Origin of the sequence: Streptomyces sp. NPDC001678, assembly GCF_042892945.1 — a bacterium.
Taxonomy (GTDB): Bacteria; Actinomycetota; Actinomycetes; order Streptomycetales; family Streptomycetaceae; genus Streptomyces.
Map to the genome: position 1 here is coordinate 253,090 of NZ_JBIAUP010000010.1, position 17,960 is coordinate 271,049.

The window sequence follows — 17,960 nt, forward strand, 5'->3', positions numbered from 1 at the left end:
CCCCAGTGCGTCGCCCGACACCCCCAGCCTAATCAGCCCGCCCCGTCAGCTGTCGGTGGCCGTCTTCCACGCGCTGACGTAGGAGGGCAGATTCTTGTCGATATCGGCCCAGTCGGGGCGGAAGATCTCCACGCCCTTCATGAGGTTCGCCAGGGATGTGGCGCTGAGGTCGGTGGCCTTCACGTCCGTGCGGGAGGAGAAACCGCCGCCGACGCCGGACACGGCCTTCTGGACGGGTTCGGTGAGGAGGTAGTCCAGGAATTTCCTGGCGTTCTCGTCGTGCGGGGCGTCCTTCACCAGTCCGGCCGCGTAGGGCAGGGCGAAGGTGGTGGGCTTTCCGTCGTCGCCGGCCGGGAAGAAGATCCCCTGGTTCGGCATGGACTTCATGTTCGCGAAATTCATCTGGACGTCGCCGTTGGCCACCAGGAGTTCGCCCTTGTCGACCTTGGGGGCGAGCTGGCCGGTCGACTTCGAGGGGCCGACGTTGTTGGCCTGGAGGTCCTTGAGGAAGGCCATGGCCTTCTCCTTGCCGCCCAGGTCGTGCATGGCCTTGATCAGGACGGCGGTGCCGTCGCCCGCGACGCCGGGCGTGGAGTACTGGAGCTTGCCCTTGAACTTCGGGTCCAGGAGGTCCTTCCAGGTCTTCGGCGGAGTGTTCTTCAGTTCCTTCGAGTTGTAGATGAAGCAGAGGTAATTGTTGGCGATCGAGGTCCACTTGCCGTTCGGGTCCTTGTCGCTCGCCGCGACGTTCTCGGATCCCTTGGGCTTGTAGGCCTCCAACAGGCCCTTGCCGTCCGCCTGCTGGATGAAGGGCGGCAGGGTGACGACCACGTCGGCCTTGGTGTTGGACTTCTCCCGGTCCAGGCGCTGGACGAGCTCCCCGGAGCCGCCCTCGACGTAATTGACCTTGATTCCGGTCTCCTTCCGGAAATCCTTGAAGACCTTGTCGTAGAAGCCGGAGCCGTCCTCGGCCTTGAGGCCGTCGGCGCTGTAGACGGTGATTTCCTTGGCGTTCCCCGCGGCGGAGGTGCCACAGCCGGTGACGGTCGTGCCGAGGCACAGGACCGACAGCGCGGCGGCGAGCGCGAGCGGGCGGGGGGTAAGGGGGCGAGGCATGACGTGTCAGGCTCCTTCGGTGGTGGGCTAGCGGTAGGAGGCCCTCGTCCGGATCCGGGAGACCGCGGTCAGGACGATCAGCGTCGTGCCCATGAGGACGACGGCGAGCGCGGCGCCCGAGAAGAGGGACCCCCGGTCGGTGGAGGCGAAGACCTTGACCGGCAGGGGCAGCCAGTCCGGCGGGTAGAGCATCATCGTGGCGCTCAGCTCGCCCATGGACAGGGCGAAGCAGAGGCCGGCGGCGGCCGACAGGGACGGCAGCAGCAGGGGGAGTTTGACTCGTCGCAGCACGTGCGCGGGGCTCGCGCCCAGGCCGGCCGCGGCCTGCTCGTACGCCGGGTCCAGGCGGCTGAGCGCCGCGGTCACGGACTGGTGGGCGAAGGCCGTCACCAGCACGGTGTGGGCGAGGACGACGATCGTGGGCGTGCCGTTGAGGAGCAGCGGCGGCTTGGAGAAGGCCACGAGGAGCGAGAGGCCCACGACCACGGAGGGCACGGCGACCGGCAGCATGAACAGCAGGTCGACGGCCCCGCTCAGCCTGCGGGCCCGGGTGCGCAGCGCCTGGACCGCGAGGGCGGACCAGGTGCCGATGGCCAGCGCCAGCGCGCTCGCCGCGAGCCCGGTCAGCAGGCTGGTGACCAGGGCGTCGAGCGCGTCGCCGCGGGCGACGTCCTGGTAGTGGGCGAGGGTCGCGCCGGAGGGGAGCGCGCCGCTCCAGCCGGTGGCGAAGGAGGCCGCGAGGATCACCAGGAACGGCAGCGCGAAGACGGGCAGGAAGACCACCGCGAAGGCGGCCCACACGGCCCATCGGGCGGTGCGGCTATGCACGAGCACGTCGGACTCCGTTTCGGACTCCGTTGGTGGAGACGAGGAGGCGGTAGAGCCCGTAGAGGGCCACCGACAGGGCGATATTCACGACCGCGACGACGCAGGCGCCGGTGTAGTCGCCGTCGAGGATCGCCTTGCCGTAGATGAGCGTCGGCAGCGTCGTCACGCCCTTGGCGCCGGTGAAGAGCACGATCCCGAACTCGTTGAGGCACATCACCAGCACCAGCGAGCCGCCCGCCGCGAGCGACGGCAGCGCCTCGGGCAGGATCACCCGCCGCACGATCCGGGGCGCGGTGGCCCCGAGCGAGGAGGCGGCCTCCAGCTGCGCGGTCTCCACCTGGGAGAAGGCGGCGAGGAGCGGGCGCATCACGAAGGGCGTGAAGTAGGTGACCTCCGCGAGGAGGACGCCCCAGGGCGTGTGGAGGAAGTCGAACGGGCCGTGGGCGGCGCCGGTGGCCCCGGTCCACAGGCCGTTGGCCATGCCGACGGTGCCGTAGACGAAGAGCAGGGCGAGGGTGATCAGGAAGGACGGGAAGGAGAGGAAGACGTCGATGAAGCGGCTCAGCGCCTTTCCGCCCGGGAAGGGGACGAAGGCGATGACGAGCGCGAGCGCGAAGCCGAGGGCGACCGCCCCGACGGTGGCGCCGACGGCGATGAGGACGGTGTTGGTGAGGGCGTCGCGGAACGCGCTCTGCGCGAAGACGTCGCCGTAGGCGGACAGCGAGAACCCGCCGCCGTCCGGCGAGACGGACTGCTGAACGACCAGGGCCAGGGGGTAGAGGAAGACGAGGCCGAGGGCGGCGACGGGCGGGAGGGCGAGGGCCCAGGCGGCCCGGCCCGGCCGGACGGCCCCGGGGCCAAGCGCTCCGCTGGAAGTCCGGTACGTCATCTGCTGGTTCGTGGCTGGTCGCGCAGTTCCCCGCGCCCCTTCGGGGCGCTCGAACCGCACCGGACTTCGCCAAGGCCGCTTAGCCACGCGCCACCCCCGCCGGCAGCAGCACCGCGTCCTCGGCCGCGAAGTGCAGCGACACCTCCGTGCCCAGCGGCAGCGGCTCCCGCAGTTCGCGGACGTCGGCCTTCACCCGGTGGCCGGCCACGTCGACGTGGAGCCGGTGGGTGGCGCCACGCCACTGGAGCTCGGCGATCGTGCCGCGCAGGGTGTTGGGCCCGGTGCCGAGCCCGATCAGGTGAGGGCGGACGCAGAGCGTGGCCGAGGCCCCGGGCGCGGCGCCGCCGGCCGTCACGTCCAGCCGGGTGCCGGCGAAGTCGGCGCCGCCGTCCCGGACGGTGACGGGCAGCAGGTTCGCGTCGCCGACGAAGGACGCCGTGAACTCGGTGCGCGGGCGGCGGTAGAGGTCGTGCGGGGTGCCGCAGTCCTGGAGGCGGGCGCTGTCCATGACCGCGATCCGGTCGGCGAGGGTGAGCGCCTCGACCTGGTCGTGGGTGACGTACAGCATGGAGACGCCGGGCAGTTCGCGGTGGAGCCGGGCGAGCTCGGCGAGCATGCCGGAGCGCAGCTGGGCGTCGAGCGCGGAGAGCGGTTCGTCGAGGAGGAGCACGCCGGGCCGGACTGCCAGCGCCCGGGCGATGGCGACGCGCTGCTGCTGGCCGCCGGACAGCTCCCGCGGGTAGCGCTTGGCGTAGGCGGTCATGCCGGTCATCTCCAGCGCCTCGGCGACGCGGGCGGCGATCCCGGCGCGGGGCGCCTTGCGGGCCTTGAGCCCGAAGGCGACGTTGGCGTCGGCCCGCATGTGCGGGAAGAGCGCGTACTGCTGGACGACCATGCCGACGCCGCGCCGGTGCGGGGGCAGCGCGGTGACGTCCCGGTCGCCGATGAGGACCCGTCCGGAGGCCGGCTGGACGAACCCGGCGACCGCCCGCAGCGCGGTGGTCTTGCCGGAGCCGGAGGGGCCGAGGAGCGCCATGACCTCGCCGGGTTCGACGGTGAGGTCGAGCGAGTCGAGAACGGTGTTCCCGCCGTAGGCGACCGAGACGTTCTCAAACGTGATGCCGGACATCAATCGCCTTCCGCGGCGGACCGCTCGTACGCGGCGATGGCGTCGGGGAGTTCGGCGACCGATCCCAGGACGTGGGTGGCTCCGGCGGTGCGCAGGGCGGGCTCGTCGTGGGCGCCGGTGAGGACGCCGGCGGCGAGGGCGGCGCCCGAGCGGCGGGCGCTCAGCATGTCGTAGGAGGTGTCGCCCGCGACGGCGACGCCCTGGACGGAGTCGGCGGCGTGGGTGCGCAGCAGGGCCGCGAGGACCATGTCGGGGTACGGGCGGCCGCGGCCGCCGGCGTCGGCCGGGCAGAGGGTGAGGTCGGCGAGGCCGGTCCAGCCGAGGGCGGCGAGGATCGCGTCCTGGGTGACGCGGGCGAAGCCGGTGGTGAGGACGACGGTCCGGCCCTCGCCCCGGAGCCGTTCGATGGCCTCCCGGGCGCCGGGGACGGGCGCGACGTGCCCGGCGTCGACGAGCTGTCCGTAGGCGGTCTCGAAGGCGGCGTTGGCGCTCCGGGCCTTCTCCTCGTCGCCGCCGAAGAGGTGGCGGAAGACGGAGATCTTCGACTCGCCCATGGTGGCGCGGACGTAGGCCAGCTGCCCGGCGTGCTCGGGGGTGCCGGGTTCGACGCCCAGGGCGCGGGCGGCGGCGTCGAAGGCGCGCTCGACCAGGCCGTCGTCGGCGACGGTCGTGCCGGCCATGTCCAGGACGACCAGGCCGATCTTCTCGTTGTCTTGCATCTCTCGCATCTCTCACCACTCCAGTGCGTCGGCGGTGGTCTCGGCGATCGCCGGGGAGCAGGTCATGCCGCGGCCGCCGGGGCCGGTCACCAGCCAGACGCCGTCGCGTACCTGCTCGCGGTGGACGACGCGGGTGGTGTCCACGCACTGCGCGTACACGCCGGCCCAGCGGTGCCGGATCCTCGGCAGCGGCCGGCCGAGGAGGCCCTCGGCGACGGCGGTCAGGTGCTCGTAGGGGTCCTCGACGACGTCGAAGGAGAAGGGCTCGGCGTATTCGTGGGTGTCGCCGATGGTCAGGCCGCCGTCGGCGCGCTGGACCATGAGCAGCTGCATCTTGTGCTCCGCCGCCACCGGGGGCTGGGGTTTCGCCGCCGCCATGGCGTCGAGGCCGCTGCCCGCGTAGGCGGGGTAGTAGCGGAAGCTGTCGGCGTCGGCGACAGAGGTGGTGAGCCGCTCGCCCAGCGGGGCGGTCTGCATCATCTGGAGCCGCACCCGGCGGACGGGGAGGGCGGGCGCGAGCTCGCGGACGAGGCCGCCCAGCCAGGCGCCCGTGCACAGGACGACCGCGTCGCCCGTGTGGAGGTCGCCGTGGTCGTCGCGGACGCCGCGCTCGCCGACGACCTCGCGGACCTCGCGGCCGCCGAGGAAGGCGTAGCGGCCGGAGGCGAGGAGGGCGTCCTTGAGGGCGCGCTGGGCGGTGCGGGGCTCGACGGCCGCGTCGCGCTCGCACCACAGGGCGCCGAGGAAGTCGCCGCGCAGGGCGGGGTTGACGGCGCGGGCCTCGTCCGGGGTGAGCAGGGCGAAGCCGCGGGCGGCGGCGTCGGGGCGGGCCAGGGCGGCCCGGGCGACGGCCAGTTCCCTCTCGTCGGTGACGGCCGTCAGGGATCCGTTGGCGCGGAAGCCGAGGCCGGGGACGGTGGCGCCGATCTCCTCCCACAGCTCCCGGGCGCGCAGGGCGGTCTCCAGCTCCTCGCCGGCCGCCCGGCCGCTGACCCAGACCAGGCCGAAGTTACGGACGGAGGCGCCCCGGGCCTCGGCCTCCCGCTCGATGTGCACGACCTCGTGGCCGCGTTGGACTGCCTGCCAGGCGTGCATGGTTCCCAGCACCCCGGCTCCGACGACTATGACTCGCATGACTCGAACAGTCGTCGGACGCGGTGTCGTGAAAGCGGCCGCACGGCGACGTGACGGTGAACGAGCCGCCAAACTTGGACTAGACCCGTTACCGTTTCGTTATCACCCGTCCCGGCCCTCGCCCCGCAGGTGCGCGGTGAACGAGAACCGGTCCCCCCGGTACAGCGACCGCACCCGCTCCAGCGGGCGGCCCTCGGTGTCGCGCGAGACCCGGTGGATCAGCAGCATGGGCAGCGCGGGCGGCGTACCGATCAGCAGCGCCTCGCGCGGGGTGGCCAGCACGGTCTCCAGCCGCTCGTCCGCGTCGCCGAAGGAGATGCCGAGGCGCTCGCGCAGGTAGCCGTAGAAGGACGAGTCCGGGGCGAACTCGGCGTCCAGCGACGGCACTCGCTCCACCGCCACGTACGTGCTCTCCAGCCCCACCCGTTCGTCGTCCGCGAGCAGGACGCGTTCCATGTGCCACACCGGCTCCCCCGGCGCCACGCCGAGGTCGGGGGCGAGGCCCGCCGGGCAGGAGAGGCGGTCCAGGCCGATCAGGGCACGGCCGGGGCGGCGGCCCTGACGGCGTACGCCCTCGGTGTAGCTGGCCAGGGACAGCGGCTGCTCCAGCTTGGGCCCCGCGACGACCGTGCCACGTCCCATGCGGCGCAGCCGTCCCTCCAGCAATAGCTCGCGCAGGGCCTGCCGTACGGTCTCGCGCGAGACCTCGAAGCGCGTCGCGAGCTCGCGCTCGGTCGGCAGCAGGCCGCCCTCGCCCAGCTCGTCGAGGAGCGCGGCCACGCGCGTCTTGACCGCGTAGTACTTGGGGATCCGGCCGTGTTCCGGGATTCCCGCGCGAATGGGGGCGCCGGGCCGCTGACCTGCCATGTCATGGGGGTGCGTGTGCGTGTTGTCCACGGCGCGATCCTCGCACCCCCACATGGCGCCCCGGCGTCGACGGACATCGGCGGGGCGTCGACGAGTGTCAGCGGGCGTCAGCGGTTCAGTCGCCGCGCCCCGACCACCAGCGCCGTCCCGGCGATCAGCAGGGCGAGGGCGGCCGCGCCGACGGCGAACACGGGCCGTTCGTCACCGGTGTCGGCCAGTCCGGGCGGCTCCAGGTGCGCGGCGGCGTCGGGCCGTGCGGGAGCGGTCGCGGCCGGGGGCGTCGCGGTTCCGCCACCGGTCCCGACGGTGAACGTGTAGTCGTCCGACTCCCCCACCCACGCGCCGTCGCCGCCGCGCTTCTGCACGGCCGTGACGTTGACCGTGACCGGCCCCTCGGGGGCGTCGCCGGCGAAGCCCAGCCGCAGGGGCACGGTGAGCGAGCCATGGGCGGGCACGGTGAAGCCGGCGAAGGCGGGCGCCTCGCCACCGGGGGCCGGTGAACCGCCGTCCAGGACACCGACGTTCTCCGCCTCGTCGGTCCGCTCGAACCGCACGGGCAGCCAGCGGCCGTCCCCCGGGTCCTGGAAGTCCAGGTGGAAGTCGGTGGGTTCGAGGGCCCGGCCCCGGTCGGCGAGGACCGCGACGGGGTGGATGGCCCGGCACTCGGTGGCGGTGGCGTTGCGCAGCTCCAGCCGCCAGGTGCGCGGGGTGCCGCCGCGCTCGTACCCGGCGGGGCCGCCGTCGATCCGCGACGCGATCGGGAACTCGGCGCTGTGCGGGTCGCCGCACTGCTGCTGCCGCCCCGGGTCGGCGGGCGGACGCGCCGCGCCGACGGCGCCGAGCGCGAGCACGGCGCCGCAGACGAGCAGGGCGCGGCGGGGGGCGGAGCGGGACGGCGACGTGGGGGGCCTGTTCATGGCGGGCCTTTGCGGCTGGGGGCTCCGGTCGTCCGCAACCTGCCACGGCCCGCGCCGCCGGGGGCGTACGGCACGGCTCCGTACGGCCGACCGGGTGTCAAACGCCGCCCGATGAGCCGACGGTCGTTTGATCCGATCAAGCGCCAAGCACTCCGCCGGCAGTCCGGTACGTCACCTGCTGGTGCGTCGTGGCTGGTCGCGCCCACGCGGCGGTAGCCGCACATCGACACTGCCCCGCGCCCCTTCGGGGCACTATCGCCCCCCGGGGGTAACGGGCGCCAGGGCGCGGCCCGTGCCGAAGAGCGGCGCGAGCACGAGTTCGGCCGCGCCCTCGACCACGGCGCGCTCCCCGCCGGGGGCGACGGCCACAGGCACGGACGCGGGGAGCTCGGCGCGTACGCCCTGTACGTACGGGTCGGGGTCGGCCAGCACCGTCCGGCCGCCGAGCAGCACACGGTCGATGTCCAGCAGCTGGACGAGGTTGGCGGCGCCGACGCCGAGCAGCCGCGCGGCGAGGGCGGTGTCGCCGTCGGCGACGGCCCGCAGGCAGAGGACTTCGAGGCAGCCGCGTCTGCCGCAGGGGCACGGCGGCCCGTCGAGCCGCAGCACCTGGTGCCCGAACTCCCCGGCGCCGGTCCGGGCGCCCCGGTGCACCTCGCCGCCGAGCACGAGCCCGGCGCCCAGGCCGGTGCCGAGGTGGAGGTAGGCGAAGGAGCCGGGCTCGCTCGGGGCGGACCGCAGGAGGCCGAGGGCGGCGGCGTTGGTGTCCTTGTCGAGGACGACGGGCAGGGCGACGGGCAGCCCGGCGGGCGGGCCGAGCCGTTCGGCCAGCGCGTCCCGCAGGGGGAAGCCGCTCCACTGGGGGAATCCGGTGACGTCCCGGAGGACGCCACCGACGTGATCGAGCGGCCCGGGCGCGGCGACACCGACGCCGAGGAGCGGCGAAATCAGCCCCTCCGGCGCTTGAGGAGCGGGGGTCCGGGGGCGGAGCCCCCGGTTACGGGAAGGGGCGGGATCAGGGACTCCTCCGTCTTCCAGCACCGCCCGCACCTCGCTCACGATCACGTCGAGCACCGCCTCCGCTCCCGCGCCGAGGGCAAGGCGCGCCGTGCGAGTCACGACGGGCGACCCCGCGAGATCGACGACCGTGACCGTCACGGCGTCCCGGTCGAGGTGCACCCCCACCGCCCGCCCCGCCCCCGGCACCAGCCGGAGCGCCGTCGCCGGCTTGCCGCCCGTGGAGACCCTCCGTCCGGCCTCGGCCGCGAAGCCCTCCGCCCGCAGCCGCGCCGTGATCTTGCTGACGGCCTGCGGCGTCAGCCCCGACCGCGCGGCCAGCTCCGCGCGGCTCGCACCGCCCTCGCCCGCGTCGCGCAGCAGTCCGAGGACCACGGCGGCGTTGTGGTCGCGCAAGGCGGCGAGGTTGGCTCCAAGATTGCTCACAGGCCCCATTCTCCCCTCCACTTGCACTTACGCAACAGCATTGCCAAAGTGGAGGGCATGGACACCGGCATGGACACCGCCCCCTTCCGCGTCGGCCTGATCGGCTACGGCCTCGCGGGCTCCGTCTTCCACGCCCCGCTCATCGCCGCCGCCGACGGGCTCACCCTCGACACGGTGGTCACCGCCAACCCCGAGCGGCAGCGGCAGGCCGTCGCCGAGCACCCCCGCGCCCGTACCGTCGCCACCACCGAGGCGCTCCTGGAGCGCGCGGAGGACCTCGACCTGGTCGTCATCGCCTCCCCCAACCGCACCCACGTCCCCCTCGCGCGGGCCGCGCTGGAGGCCGGGCTGCCGGTCGTCGTCGACAAGCCGCTGGCCGCGACCGCCGCCGAGGCGGAGGGGCTGGCCGCGCTGGCCGAGGAGCGCGGGCTGCTGCTCAGCGCGTTCCAGAACCGCCGCTGGGACAACGACTTCCGTACCGTCGCCAAGCTGGTCGAGGGCGGCGCGCTCGGCAAGGTCCAGCGCTTCGAGTCCCGTTTCGAGCGCTGGCGGCCCCGCCCCAAGGGCGGCTGGCGCGAGTCCGGCGACCCCGCCGAGATCGGCGGCATCCTCTACGACCTGGGCAGCCATCTCGTCGACCAGGCCCTCACCCTCTTCGGCCCGGCCGTCACGGTCTACGCCGAGTCGGACGTGCGCCGGGCGGGCGCGGAGGCGGACGACGACACGTTCATCGCCATCGGCCACGCCTGCGGCGTCCGCTCCCACCTGTGGATGAGCGCCACCGCCGCCCAGCTCGGCCCGCGCTTCCGGGTGCTGGGCGACACGGCCGGCTATGTGAAGTACGGGCTCGACCCGCAGGAGGGCGCGCTCCGCGAGGGGCTGCGGCCGGACTCGGCGGCCTCCTGGGGCGTCGAGGCGGAGTCCTCCTGGGGCCGGCTGGGCGCCGGGGAGTCCCCGCTGACGGGCGGCGGCGAACCGGTGCCGACGCTGCCGGGCGACTACCCCGCGTACTACGCCGCGATCGCCGAGGCGCTGCGCACGGGCGGCCTGCCGCCGGTCACGGCCCGGGAGGCGGCGGCCGCGCTGCGCGTGCTGGAGGCGGCGAGGACCTCCGCCGCCGAGGCGCGCACGGTCACGCTGTCAGACTGAACGGCTGACGGACAGCGGGGCCCGCTCGCGCCACTGTGCGACGGCGGGCTCCAGCATCGCCCCCATCTCCGGCATCACCGGCACGAACGCCAGCGCCCCCACCACCTGCAGCAGCCGCGCGCCCTCCATGGCCTCCAGGAGGGCGGGGTCCACGGGCCCGCCGCCGGCGCGCTCGTACGCCTCGATCCCGCGCGGGCCGACGAGGGTCAGATCCCACTCCACGGGGCCGAGGGTGACGTCCTCGAAGTCGTTGAAGAGCCGGCGACCGCCGGTGACGCGCAGCATGTTGTACGCCGGGGAGTCGCCGTGCAGCGGCTGGAGGCGGGCGCCGGGGAAGTGCGCGGGCAGGTCCGCGGCCAGCGCTTCGAGCGCGGCGTACTCGCCCTCGGCCCGGTCCAGGTCCGCCGCGGTGAGGCCGTCCGGGCGGCGCTTGCCCAGCTCGTCCAGGAGAGGGCGCAGGCCCGGTACGAGCGGGGAGAGCACGGGCAGTTCACCGGGGTAGCCGGCCAGGAGGGCGTGCAACTCGGCCGCGTTCCCGGTCTGTTCGACGAACCGTTCCTGGAGGTCCTCGTCGGCGGCGGGCTTCTCCTCGCTGACGAACTCCCAGAACGTCAGCGACGTCCCGTCGGTCACGACCGGCTCGCGCGGCACGAGGGGGCTGGGCCGGACGACGGGGGCGCCGGTGTCCGCCAGCCAGCCCGCGACGGCGAGTTCGCGGCGCTGCTTGCGCTCCAGCTCCTCGGCGCCGGCGAAGCCCAGGGACGGCACCCGCACGACGACGGGCTCGGGCGCGAGGTGCACCAGCACGTTGAACACGTCGTGCAGCACGCGGGGTTCGCGGGCGTGGAGCCCCAGCCGGCGCCCGGCCCGGGTCGCGATGTCCACGGCGCGTTCGGCGCGTCCGCTGAGGTTCGTCATGCAGTTGATCTTGCCGTCCCGGCAGGGCCCTGTCGAAGAGTTTTCCCGGGACCTAAGCTCGGGACAGCATGATCCAGCCCAACGGGAAGGAGCTACCGATGGATACCGCTGAGATAGCGGAGATCACCTCGCCCGAGGAACTACGCGAACTGCTGGGCGAGCCGACGGCGGCGGCACGCGACAAGGTCCGTACCCGGCTGCACGACCTCGACAAGGAGTGGCTGGCCCGCTCGCCGCTCTGCCTCGTGGCGACGGCAGCGGCCGACGGCACCTGCGACGTCTCCCCGAAGGGCGACCCCCACGGCTTCGCGCTCGTCCTCGACGACACCACCCTCGTCATCCCGGAACGCCCCGGCAACCGCCGTGCCGACGGCTTCTTCAACATCCTGAGCAACCCTCACGTCGGGCTGGTCTTCCTCATCCCCGGGCGCGGGGACACCCTCCGCGTCAACGGCCGCGCCCGGCTCCTGCGCGACGCGCCCTTCTTCGACGAAATGGTGGTCAAGGGGCACCGCCCCCGGCTCGCGCTCCTCGTCGAGATCGAGGAGGTCTTCCACCACTGCTCCAAGGCCTTCCTGCGGTCCGCCCTCTGGAAGCCGGAGACGTGGCGGCCCGAGGAGGTGGCCTCGCGCGCGCGGATCGCCAAGCGCCTGGAGCGCCCCGAGGCGTCGCTGGAGGAGCTGGAGAGCTACTACGGCCCTCGGTACGCGGACGGCCTGTACAGCTGAAATGACCGGATCACTCTGAATCGGAGCGATCAGAGTGATCGGGGCGAAGTGGAACCAGTGCCCTCTTTTGCGGCGTCGTGAGTGATGTCCTGGCCGCAACTGGAGAGGAAACCGAGACGTTGGAGACCACAGGGGCAAACCCGTCGCGCCGCGCCATGCTGGCGCTCGGCACCGGAGCCGTGCTGGCCGCCACCACGCTGACCACGGGCGGCAGCGCCGTGGCGGCCACGCCGCGGCGTGAGGACGAGATCACGCGGCAACTGCGGGAATGGGAGCGGAAGCACTCGGTCCGCATCGGTGTGTACGCGCGCGACACGGCCACGGGCCGGACCGTCGAGCACGGCGCGGACGACGCGTTCCCGATGTGCTCGGTGTTCAAGACCCTCGCCGCGGCTGCCGTCCTGCGCCAGGACCGGCACGGCGAACTCCTCGGCAAGCGCATCCGGTACACGCAGCAGCTGATCGACGACTCGGGCTACGCCGACTCCACCGCGAAGCCGGAGAACCTCGCGAACGGCATGACCGTCGCCGAACTGTGCGCCGCCGCCGTCAGCGAGAGCGACAACGCCGCCGCGAACCTGCTCCTGCGCGAGCTGGGCGGCCCGACCGCGATCACCCGCTTCTGCCGCTCGATCGGCGACGACACGACCCGCCTCGACCGCTGGGAGCCCGAGCTCAACTCCGCCGAGCCCGGCCGCGACACCGACACCACCACCCCCGCCGCCATCGGCCGCACCTACGAACGGCTCGTCCTCGGCGCCGCGCTCCCCCACCGGGACCGCGAGCTCCTGACCGGCTGGCTGATCGCCAACACCACCAATAAGCAGCGCTTCCGCAAGGGCCTGCCGGGCTGGACCCTCGCCGACAAGACCGGCGGCGGCTCGGCCTACGCCGTCGCCAACGACGTCGGCATCGTCTGGCCCCCGCACCGCCGCGCCCCGATAGTCCTCGCCGTCCTGACGACGAGCCTCTCCGCCACGGCCCCGACGAACAACCAGCTGGTGGCCGACATCGCGGCACTCGTGGGACCGTCCCTCGTCTAGCAGCGCCCCGAAGGGGCGCGGGGAACTGCGCGACCGGCCACGACGCACCGGCAGATGACGTACCCGGGTGACGTCACGCCCGGAACGTCCTCCGGTACGCCCCCGGTGAGACGCCGATCGCCGTGTGGAGGTGCTGGCGCAGGGTCGCGTCCGTGCCGAAGCCGACGCGTTCGGCGATGCGGGTGACCGGGAGGTCGCTGCTCTCCAGGAGGTGGCGGGCCAGGTCGACGCGTTGCTGGGTGAGCCACTGGCCGGGGCTGAGGCCGACCTCGGCGCGGAAGTGTCGGGTGAAGGTGCGCCGGCTCATGCCCGCGTGCCGGGCCAGGTCGGTGAGCTGGATGGGCTCGTGGAGGCGGTCCAGGGCCCAGGCGCGGGTCGCGGACGTGCCGGTGTCGGCGCTGTGCGGCACCGGGCGTTCCACGTACTGCGCCTGGCCGCCCTCCCGCTGCGGGGGGACGACGCAGCGGCGGGCCACGTAGTTGGCGACGCCACTGCCGTGGTCCCGCCGGATGAGGTGGAGGATCAGGTCGATGCCCGCCGCGGCCCCCGCCGAGGTCAGGACGCGGCCGGCGTCCACGAAGAGCACGTCGGGCGCCAGGGCGACCCGGGGGTACAGCCGCTGGAAACGGTCCGCGTGGCACCAGTGGGTGGCCGCGCCCTTGCCGTCCAGCAGGCCCGCCGCCGCCAGGACGTACGTGGTGAGGCAGATCCCGACGATGCGGGTGTCGGGGCGGACGCGGGCCAGCGCCTCGGCCACGGGGGCGGGCAGCGCCTCGCTGTCGACGATGTCGGCGAACGTCTCCGACGCGGGGATCACCACGGTGTCGGCCGTGGCCAGCACCGACGCGTCGTGCTCGACGCTGATCGAGAAGTCGGCGCCCGTGCGGACCGGGCCGCCGTCCGGCGAGCAGGTCAGCACTTCGTAGAGCCGCTGCCCGTCCGCGCCTGTGGCCACGCCGAACAGGCGCGACGCCAGGCTCAGCTCGAACGGGATGACGCCGTCCAGCGCCAGGACCACCACACGATGCATGGCCCGATCCTTGCACATCATGGCCTCCGGGCCACTGTCGACGGGGTTCCGGGGCGATGAATCCTTGCGGTCATGAGCACAAGCACGATGAAGGCGATCAGCCAGGACAGCTACGGCGGCCCCGAGGTCGTTCACATGATCGAGACCGAGCGGCCGGTCCCCGGCCCCTCCGAGGTACTGGTCCGCGTCCGCGCGGCGGGCATGAACCCCACGGACTGGAAGCACCGGCAGGGCGCCGGCTTCCTCGACCGGCTCCCGATGGTGCTGGGCTGGGACGTGTCGGGCGTCGTCGAGGCCGTGGGCGTCGGCGTCACGCTGCACGAGCCCGGGGACGAGGTGTTCGGCATGCTCCCCTACCCCTACGGCGTGGGGTCGTTCGCCGAGTACGTCGTCGCCCCGGCCCGTGCCCTGGTGCGCAAGCCGGAGGGCGTCGACCACGTCCAGGCGGGCGCGATCCCGCTGGCCGCCCTGACGGCCTGGCAGGTGCTCGTGGACGCGGCGGACGTCCGGCCCGGACAGCGGGTGCTGATCCACGCCGCGGCCGGCGGCGTGGGCCACCTCGCCGTGCAGATCGCCAAGGAGCGGGGCGCGTATGTGATCGGCACGGCCAGCGCCCCCAAGCACGCGCTCCTGCGCGAGCTCGGCGTGGACGAGGCGATCGACTACCGCAGCCAGGACTTCACCGAGATCGACCCCGTCGACCTGGTCTTCGACACCATCGGCGGCGACACCGCCGACCGCTCCCTCGACGTCCTCAAGCCCGGCGGGCAGCTGATCAACATCGCCCTGCGCTCCTACGCGGCGGACCTCCCGGAGCGGGCCGCCGCCCGGGGCGTGCGCTTCCGCCCCCTGCTCGTCGAGGCCGACCAGGAGGGCATGCGGTCCATCGCGGACCTCATGCGCGCGGGCAAGCTGAAGGCGGTCGTCGAGGCCGTCTTCCCGCTGGACCGGGCCGCCGAGGGGCACGCGCTGGGCGACACCAACCGGGTGACCGGGAAGGTCGTCCTCACCATTCCCTGATCGCGTCAGCGCCTGCGGTAGGCCAGGCGCAGGTTCTGGCCGCCGCGCCGGGCACGCCGCAGATCGAAGGCGTCGGCGTCGCTCAGCGCGGCCATGTGCCCCCGCCGGAGCACGGGGCGCCAGAGGAAGAGCACGAGCTGCCCGCCCGGGCGCAGGACCCGGGCGGCCTCGGCCAGCGCCACCGCCGGGTCGGCCATCTCCTCCAGGCTGTAGCTGTAGAACAGCGCGTCCAGGGCGGCGGAGGCGAAGGGCAGGGCCAGGCCGTCGCCACCGACGTGGACGGTCCTCGCGCCCGGTCCCGTACGGCAGTGGGCGCGGGGGTCGTGGGCGGCCGGGTCGAGCGCGATCAGCAGGCCGCCGGGGCCCAGGTGGGCGGCGAGGGCGGGGGTGTAGTACCCGCCGCCGCTGCCGATCTCGGCGCAGCGCATGCCCGGCTCGGCGGTGATCCAGCGCACGTCGCGCCTCGGGTCGTCACCGAGGACGCGGCGTGCGAGGCGGAGGCTGACGACGGGGTAGCAGCCGCTGGGGGTGCGGGGCATCGCTCACTCCACCACCCTCATCCGGGTCCGGAACAGGACGACGAGGGCGAGTCCGGCACCTGCGGCGACGAGGGCCGTGCCCGCCGCCATGTACGCGCCCATCGGCGGTCCGGTGCGGGCCAGTTCATGGCCGTCGCCGGCGACGGGCGCGTCCGGCACGACCGACGCGTCCGGGGCGGAGGACCAGGAGGCCCCGGGGGCGCCGGCGAGTCCGGCCGGGCCGACGGCCGGGGCGGCGGGGCCGCCGGTCACCGGCAGGGGCAGGGGCTCGCCGGAGTCGGCGGGGTCCGCGGGCACGGTGGTGCCGCAGTCGGGGAGGGAGCCGTCGAAGGGGTAGGCGTGGAGGGCCTGGCCGCCCGCTCCGGCGCCGGACTCGTGGACGAGGGAACCGGCCGTGAAGAACCGGCCGTTGATGCCCGGCAGGGTGACCCGTGTGACGCTGGAGCGGCGTCCGACGAGCACGGTGCCGTCCAGCTGGCCGCCGCCGGCGAGGCGGACCTCCTTCGCGTCGGGGAAGTTCCACAGCAGCCGCTCCCTCCGCACTCCGGTGAGCCTGCCGGAGGACGTGCTGACGGTCCGGGTCGTACCGCCCTCGGGGTTGGTGACGTTGACGAGCACGGTCGCCCCGTCCGGGACATTGCGGAACAGCAGCTCCTGCGCGCCGCCGCCGGGCGCGACGAGGTCGAAGGGGGCGTTGAAGACCTGGAGGCGGGAGCGGCCGTCGCCGGTGAAGACCGTGGCGGCGCCCTGGTTGACGGCCGTGCCCGTGCTGCGGCGGGCCGCCCCCCGCTCGTAGGCGTAGCAGTCGCTGGCGGAGGTCAGCTCCTCGCGCAGGGGCCCGTAGAGGGCGACGGTGCCCACGTCGCGTACGGCCTTGGGGCTGACCGTGCCGGTGTGGACGCTCCCGGCGTACGCCACGGTCCCGCTGACCGGACCCTGCTCGGCCACGAGCCGCTGCCCGGCGGCCACCTTGAGGTCGCCGCCGATCCTCAGGAACGGCGAGCCGTTCTCCGGCGGCACCCGGGAACCGGTCCCGACGACGCCCACGTTGTAGGCGGGCGGGACCCCGGCGGCCTTGGAGACGTCGAAGTCGCCCAGCACGACGATCCGTCCCTCGGCGTCCGCCGCCGCCTGGCGCACGGTGTAGTCGCCGCCGACGAAGATGTTGACGCCGTTGTCCCGGCTGGTGACGGGGCCGTTGTTCGGCTCGGGGTACGCGCCCGGGCACGTCCCCGGGACACAGGGCCCCGGGCCCGCCACGGGCGCTGAGTCCTCGGTGCCCATCATGCTGAAGGCACAGGCCAGCAACGCGCCCCCGATCAGGGACAGCAGGGCCATCACCGAGGCCGCCGGGCGGTTCACCCGGAGCCATCGCACATACTCCTTGTGCTGCATGGGCCGGGTGTGCTGCGCGGGCTGCGTGGGGTGCATATCCGAAAATATGCCTAGTAGGGGTGCCGGATCGCCGCAGCACACGCCTCCGTCCCCCCGGACGGCCCACCGCGGTACCGTGCCCCGGAGGGGCGCGGGGCAGCGTCGATATGCGGCTACCGCCGCGTGGGCGCGGCCGGCCACGGACGGTCCGCAGCAGACCGACCGCGCATCCAGCGGAGCGCTCAGGCGTCCTTGAGCTGCTGCCGCTGCCTGCCCAGCCCCTCGATCTCCAGCTCCACCACGTCCCCGGCCCGCAGATACGGCTTGGGCTCGGGCCGGGCCAGCGCCACACCCGCCGGGGTGCCGGTGTTGACGACGTCCCCGGGGTGGAGCGTCATGTACTGGCTCAGATGACGCACCAGATGGGCCACCGGAAAGATCTGCTCCGCCGTGCTGGAGTCCTGCATCAGCCGGCCGTTGACCCACATACGCATCCTCAGCGCCTGTGGGTCGGGTATCTCATCGGCCGTCACCAGCCAGGGCCCCAGCGGATTGAACGTCTCGTAGTTCTTGCCCTTGCCCCACGCGTTGCCCCACTGCCCGCCGTTGCGCCCGTTCTGGTACGCGCGCTCGGAGACGTCGTGGGAGAGGACATAGCCCGCGACCGCCGCCAGCGCCTCCTCGTCCGTCCGCAGATAGCGCGCGGTACGGCCGATGACGACGCCCAGCTCGATCTCCCAGTCCGTCTTCACGCTGCCGCGCGGCACCAGCACCGTGTCGTCCGGGCCGACGACCGTGTCGGGCGCCTTGAGGAACACCACCGGCTCGGCCGGTGTCGCCACCCGGCTCTGGGCGACGAGATCGCGGTAGTTGACGCCTATGCCCACGATCTTGCCGATCCTGGCCAGGGGCGGGCCGGTGCGCAGCCCGGCCGGGTCGAGGACGGGCAGGATCCGGGCCCCTACGGCCGCCCGGACGCGGTCGAGGGCCGCGGGGTCGCCGAGCAGCGCCCCGTCGACATCCGCCACCAGGGGCGACAGGTCGCGCAGCGTCCCGTCCTCCTCCAGCAGCGCCGGGCGCTCGGCCCCGGCGGGCCCGACCCTCAGCAGTCTCATCA

18 protein-coding genes are annotated in these 17,960 nt (G+C 73.8%); 4 read left to right on the top strand and 14 right to left on the bottom strand.

The window, feature by feature from the left end; genetic code table 11:
* Positions 1-45: 45 nt before the first annotated feature.
* The 9 genes from ACFYZR_RS22115 to ACFYZR_RS22155 form a co-directional block, all read right to left on the bottom strand.
* A complete protein-coding gene (locus ACFYZR_RS22115) occupies positions 46-1,116 on the bottom strand; it encodes a 2-aminoethylphosphonate ABC transporter substrate-binding protein (protein WP_391912789.1) in 1,071 nt (356 codons plus the stop codon).
* 27 nt (positions 1,117-1,143) lie between these two features.
* Positions 1,144-1,950: an ABC transporter permease gene (locus ACFYZR_RS22120; RefSeq protein WP_391912791.1), complete on the bottom strand. Its 807-nt coding sequence runs from the start codon at positions 1,948-1,950 to the stop codon at positions 1,144-1,146.
* Entirely contained in the window at positions 1,937-2,833 is an 897-nt protein-coding gene (locus tag ACFYZR_RS22125) for a 2-aminoethylphosphonate ABC transporter permease subunit (protein WP_391912793.1), read from the bottom strand. Before ACFYZR_RS22125 ends, ACFYZR_RS22120 begins: the two co-directional genes overlap by 14 nt.
* A gap of 79 nt (positions 2,834-2,912) precedes the next feature.
* The gene (locus ACFYZR_RS22130) at positions 2,913-3,962 is read right to left on the bottom strand and encodes an ABC transporter ATP-binding protein (RefSeq protein WP_391912795.1); all 1,050 of its coding nucleotides are present in this window, start codon (positions 3,960-3,962) and stop codon (positions 2,913-2,915) included.
* On the bottom strand, positions 3,962-4,690 hold the full coding sequence (locus ACFYZR_RS22135) for a phosphonatase-like hydrolase (protein WP_391912797.1): 729 nt from the start codon (positions 4,688-4,690) through the stop codon (positions 3,962-3,964). Before ACFYZR_RS22135 ends, ACFYZR_RS22130 begins: the two co-directional genes overlap by 1 nt.
* 3 nt (positions 4,691-4,693) lie before the next feature.
* Complete coding sequence (locus ACFYZR_RS22140; protein ID WP_391912799.1) at positions 4,694-5,815, bottom strand: TIGR03364 family FAD-dependent oxidoreductase; 1,122 nt, start codon at positions 5,813-5,815, stop codon at positions 4,694-4,696.
* 102 nt (positions 5,816-5,917) lie between these two features.
* Positions 5,918-6,682 carry a GntR family transcriptional regulator gene (locus ACFYZR_RS22145; protein WP_391912920.1) on the bottom strand — a complete coding sequence of 255 codons (765 nt, stop codon included), beginning with the start codon at positions 6,680-6,682 and terminating at the stop codon, positions 5,918-5,920.
* Positions 6,683-6,789: 107 nt separating this feature from the next.
* Positions 6,790-7,599, bottom strand: coding sequence for a hypothetical protein (locus ACFYZR_RS22150; RefSeq protein ID WP_391912801.1), 810 nt, complete (start codon positions 7,597-7,599; stop codon positions 6,790-6,792).
* A gap of 252 nt (positions 7,600-7,851) precedes the next feature.
* Entirely contained in the window at positions 7,852-9,051 is a 1,200-nt protein-coding gene (locus tag ACFYZR_RS22155) for an ROK family protein (protein ID WP_391912803.1), read from the bottom strand.
* Between the two features lie 48 nt (positions 9,052-9,099).
* Here ACFYZR_RS22155 and ACFYZR_RS22160 point away from each other — a divergent pair, with 48 nt between their 5' ends.
* On the top strand, positions 9,100-10,191 hold the full coding sequence (locus ACFYZR_RS22160) for a Gfo/Idh/MocA family oxidoreductase (protein ID WP_391912805.1): 1,092 nt from the start codon (positions 9,100-9,102) through the stop codon (positions 10,189-10,191).
* On the opposite strand, the gene ACFYZR_RS22165 is transcribed toward ACFYZR_RS22160, so the two are convergent.
* Positions 10,183-11,109: a phosphotransferase gene (locus ACFYZR_RS22165; RefSeq protein WP_391912807.1), complete on the bottom strand. Its 927-nt coding sequence runs from the start codon at positions 11,107-11,109 to the stop codon at positions 10,183-10,185. The two genes, ACFYZR_RS22160 and ACFYZR_RS22165, sit on opposite strands and share 9 nt — an antisense overlap.
* Before the next feature lie 98 nt (positions 11,110-11,207).
* On the opposite strand from ACFYZR_RS22165, the gene ACFYZR_RS22170 reads away from it, so the two are divergent.
* Together ACFYZR_RS22170 and bla are read left to right on the top strand one after the other, a co-directional pair.
* Positions 11,208-11,837 (top strand): pyridoxamine 5'-phosphate oxidase family protein, encoded by a 630-nt coding sequence (locus tag ACFYZR_RS22170; protein WP_391912809.1) that lies wholly within the window; start codon positions 11,208-11,210, stop codon positions 11,835-11,837.
* 119 nt (positions 11,838-11,956) lie between these two features.
* Positions 11,957-12,880, top strand: coding sequence for a class A beta-lactamase (gene bla, locus ACFYZR_RS22175; RefSeq protein WP_391912811.1), 924 nt, complete (start codon positions 11,957-11,959; stop codon positions 12,878-12,880).
* Between the two features lie 73 nt (positions 12,881-12,953).
* On the opposite strand, the gene ACFYZR_RS22180 is transcribed toward bla, so the two are convergent.
* On the bottom strand, positions 12,954-13,910 hold the full coding sequence (locus tag ACFYZR_RS22180) for a GlxA family transcriptional regulator (protein WP_391912813.1): 957 nt from the start codon (positions 13,908-13,910) through the stop codon (positions 12,954-12,956).
* Positions 13,911-13,997: 87 nt separating this feature from the next.
* Between ACFYZR_RS22180 and ACFYZR_RS22185 the strand changes: the two genes are divergently transcribed.
* Positions 13,998-14,930 (top strand): NADP-dependent oxidoreductase, encoded by a 933-nt coding sequence (locus tag ACFYZR_RS22185; RefSeq protein ID WP_391912922.1) that lies wholly within the window; start codon positions 13,998-14,000, stop codon positions 14,928-14,930.
* Positions 14,931-14,935: 5 nt separating this feature from the next.
* On the opposite strand, the gene ACFYZR_RS22190 is transcribed toward ACFYZR_RS22185, so the two are convergent.
* The 3 genes from ACFYZR_RS22190 to ACFYZR_RS22200 all read right to left on the bottom strand — a co-directional run bounded on the left by ACFYZR_RS22190 (position 14,936) and on the right by ACFYZR_RS22200 (position 17,958).
* Complete coding sequence (locus ACFYZR_RS22190; protein ID WP_391912815.1) at positions 14,936-15,469, bottom strand: class I SAM-dependent methyltransferase; 534 nt, start codon at positions 15,467-15,469, stop codon at positions 14,936-14,938.
* A gap of 3 nt (positions 15,470-15,472) precedes the next feature.
* Positions 15,473-16,900, bottom strand: coding sequence for a choice-of-anchor A family protein (locus ACFYZR_RS22195; RefSeq protein WP_391912817.1), 1,428 nt, complete (start codon positions 16,898-16,900; stop codon positions 15,473-15,475).
* Positions 16,901-17,085: 185 nt separating this feature from the next.
* Entirely contained in the window at positions 17,086-17,958 is an 873-nt protein-coding gene (locus ACFYZR_RS22200) for a fumarylacetoacetate hydrolase family protein (RefSeq protein WP_391912819.1), read from the bottom strand.
* Positions 17,959-17,960 lie beyond the last annotated feature (2 nt).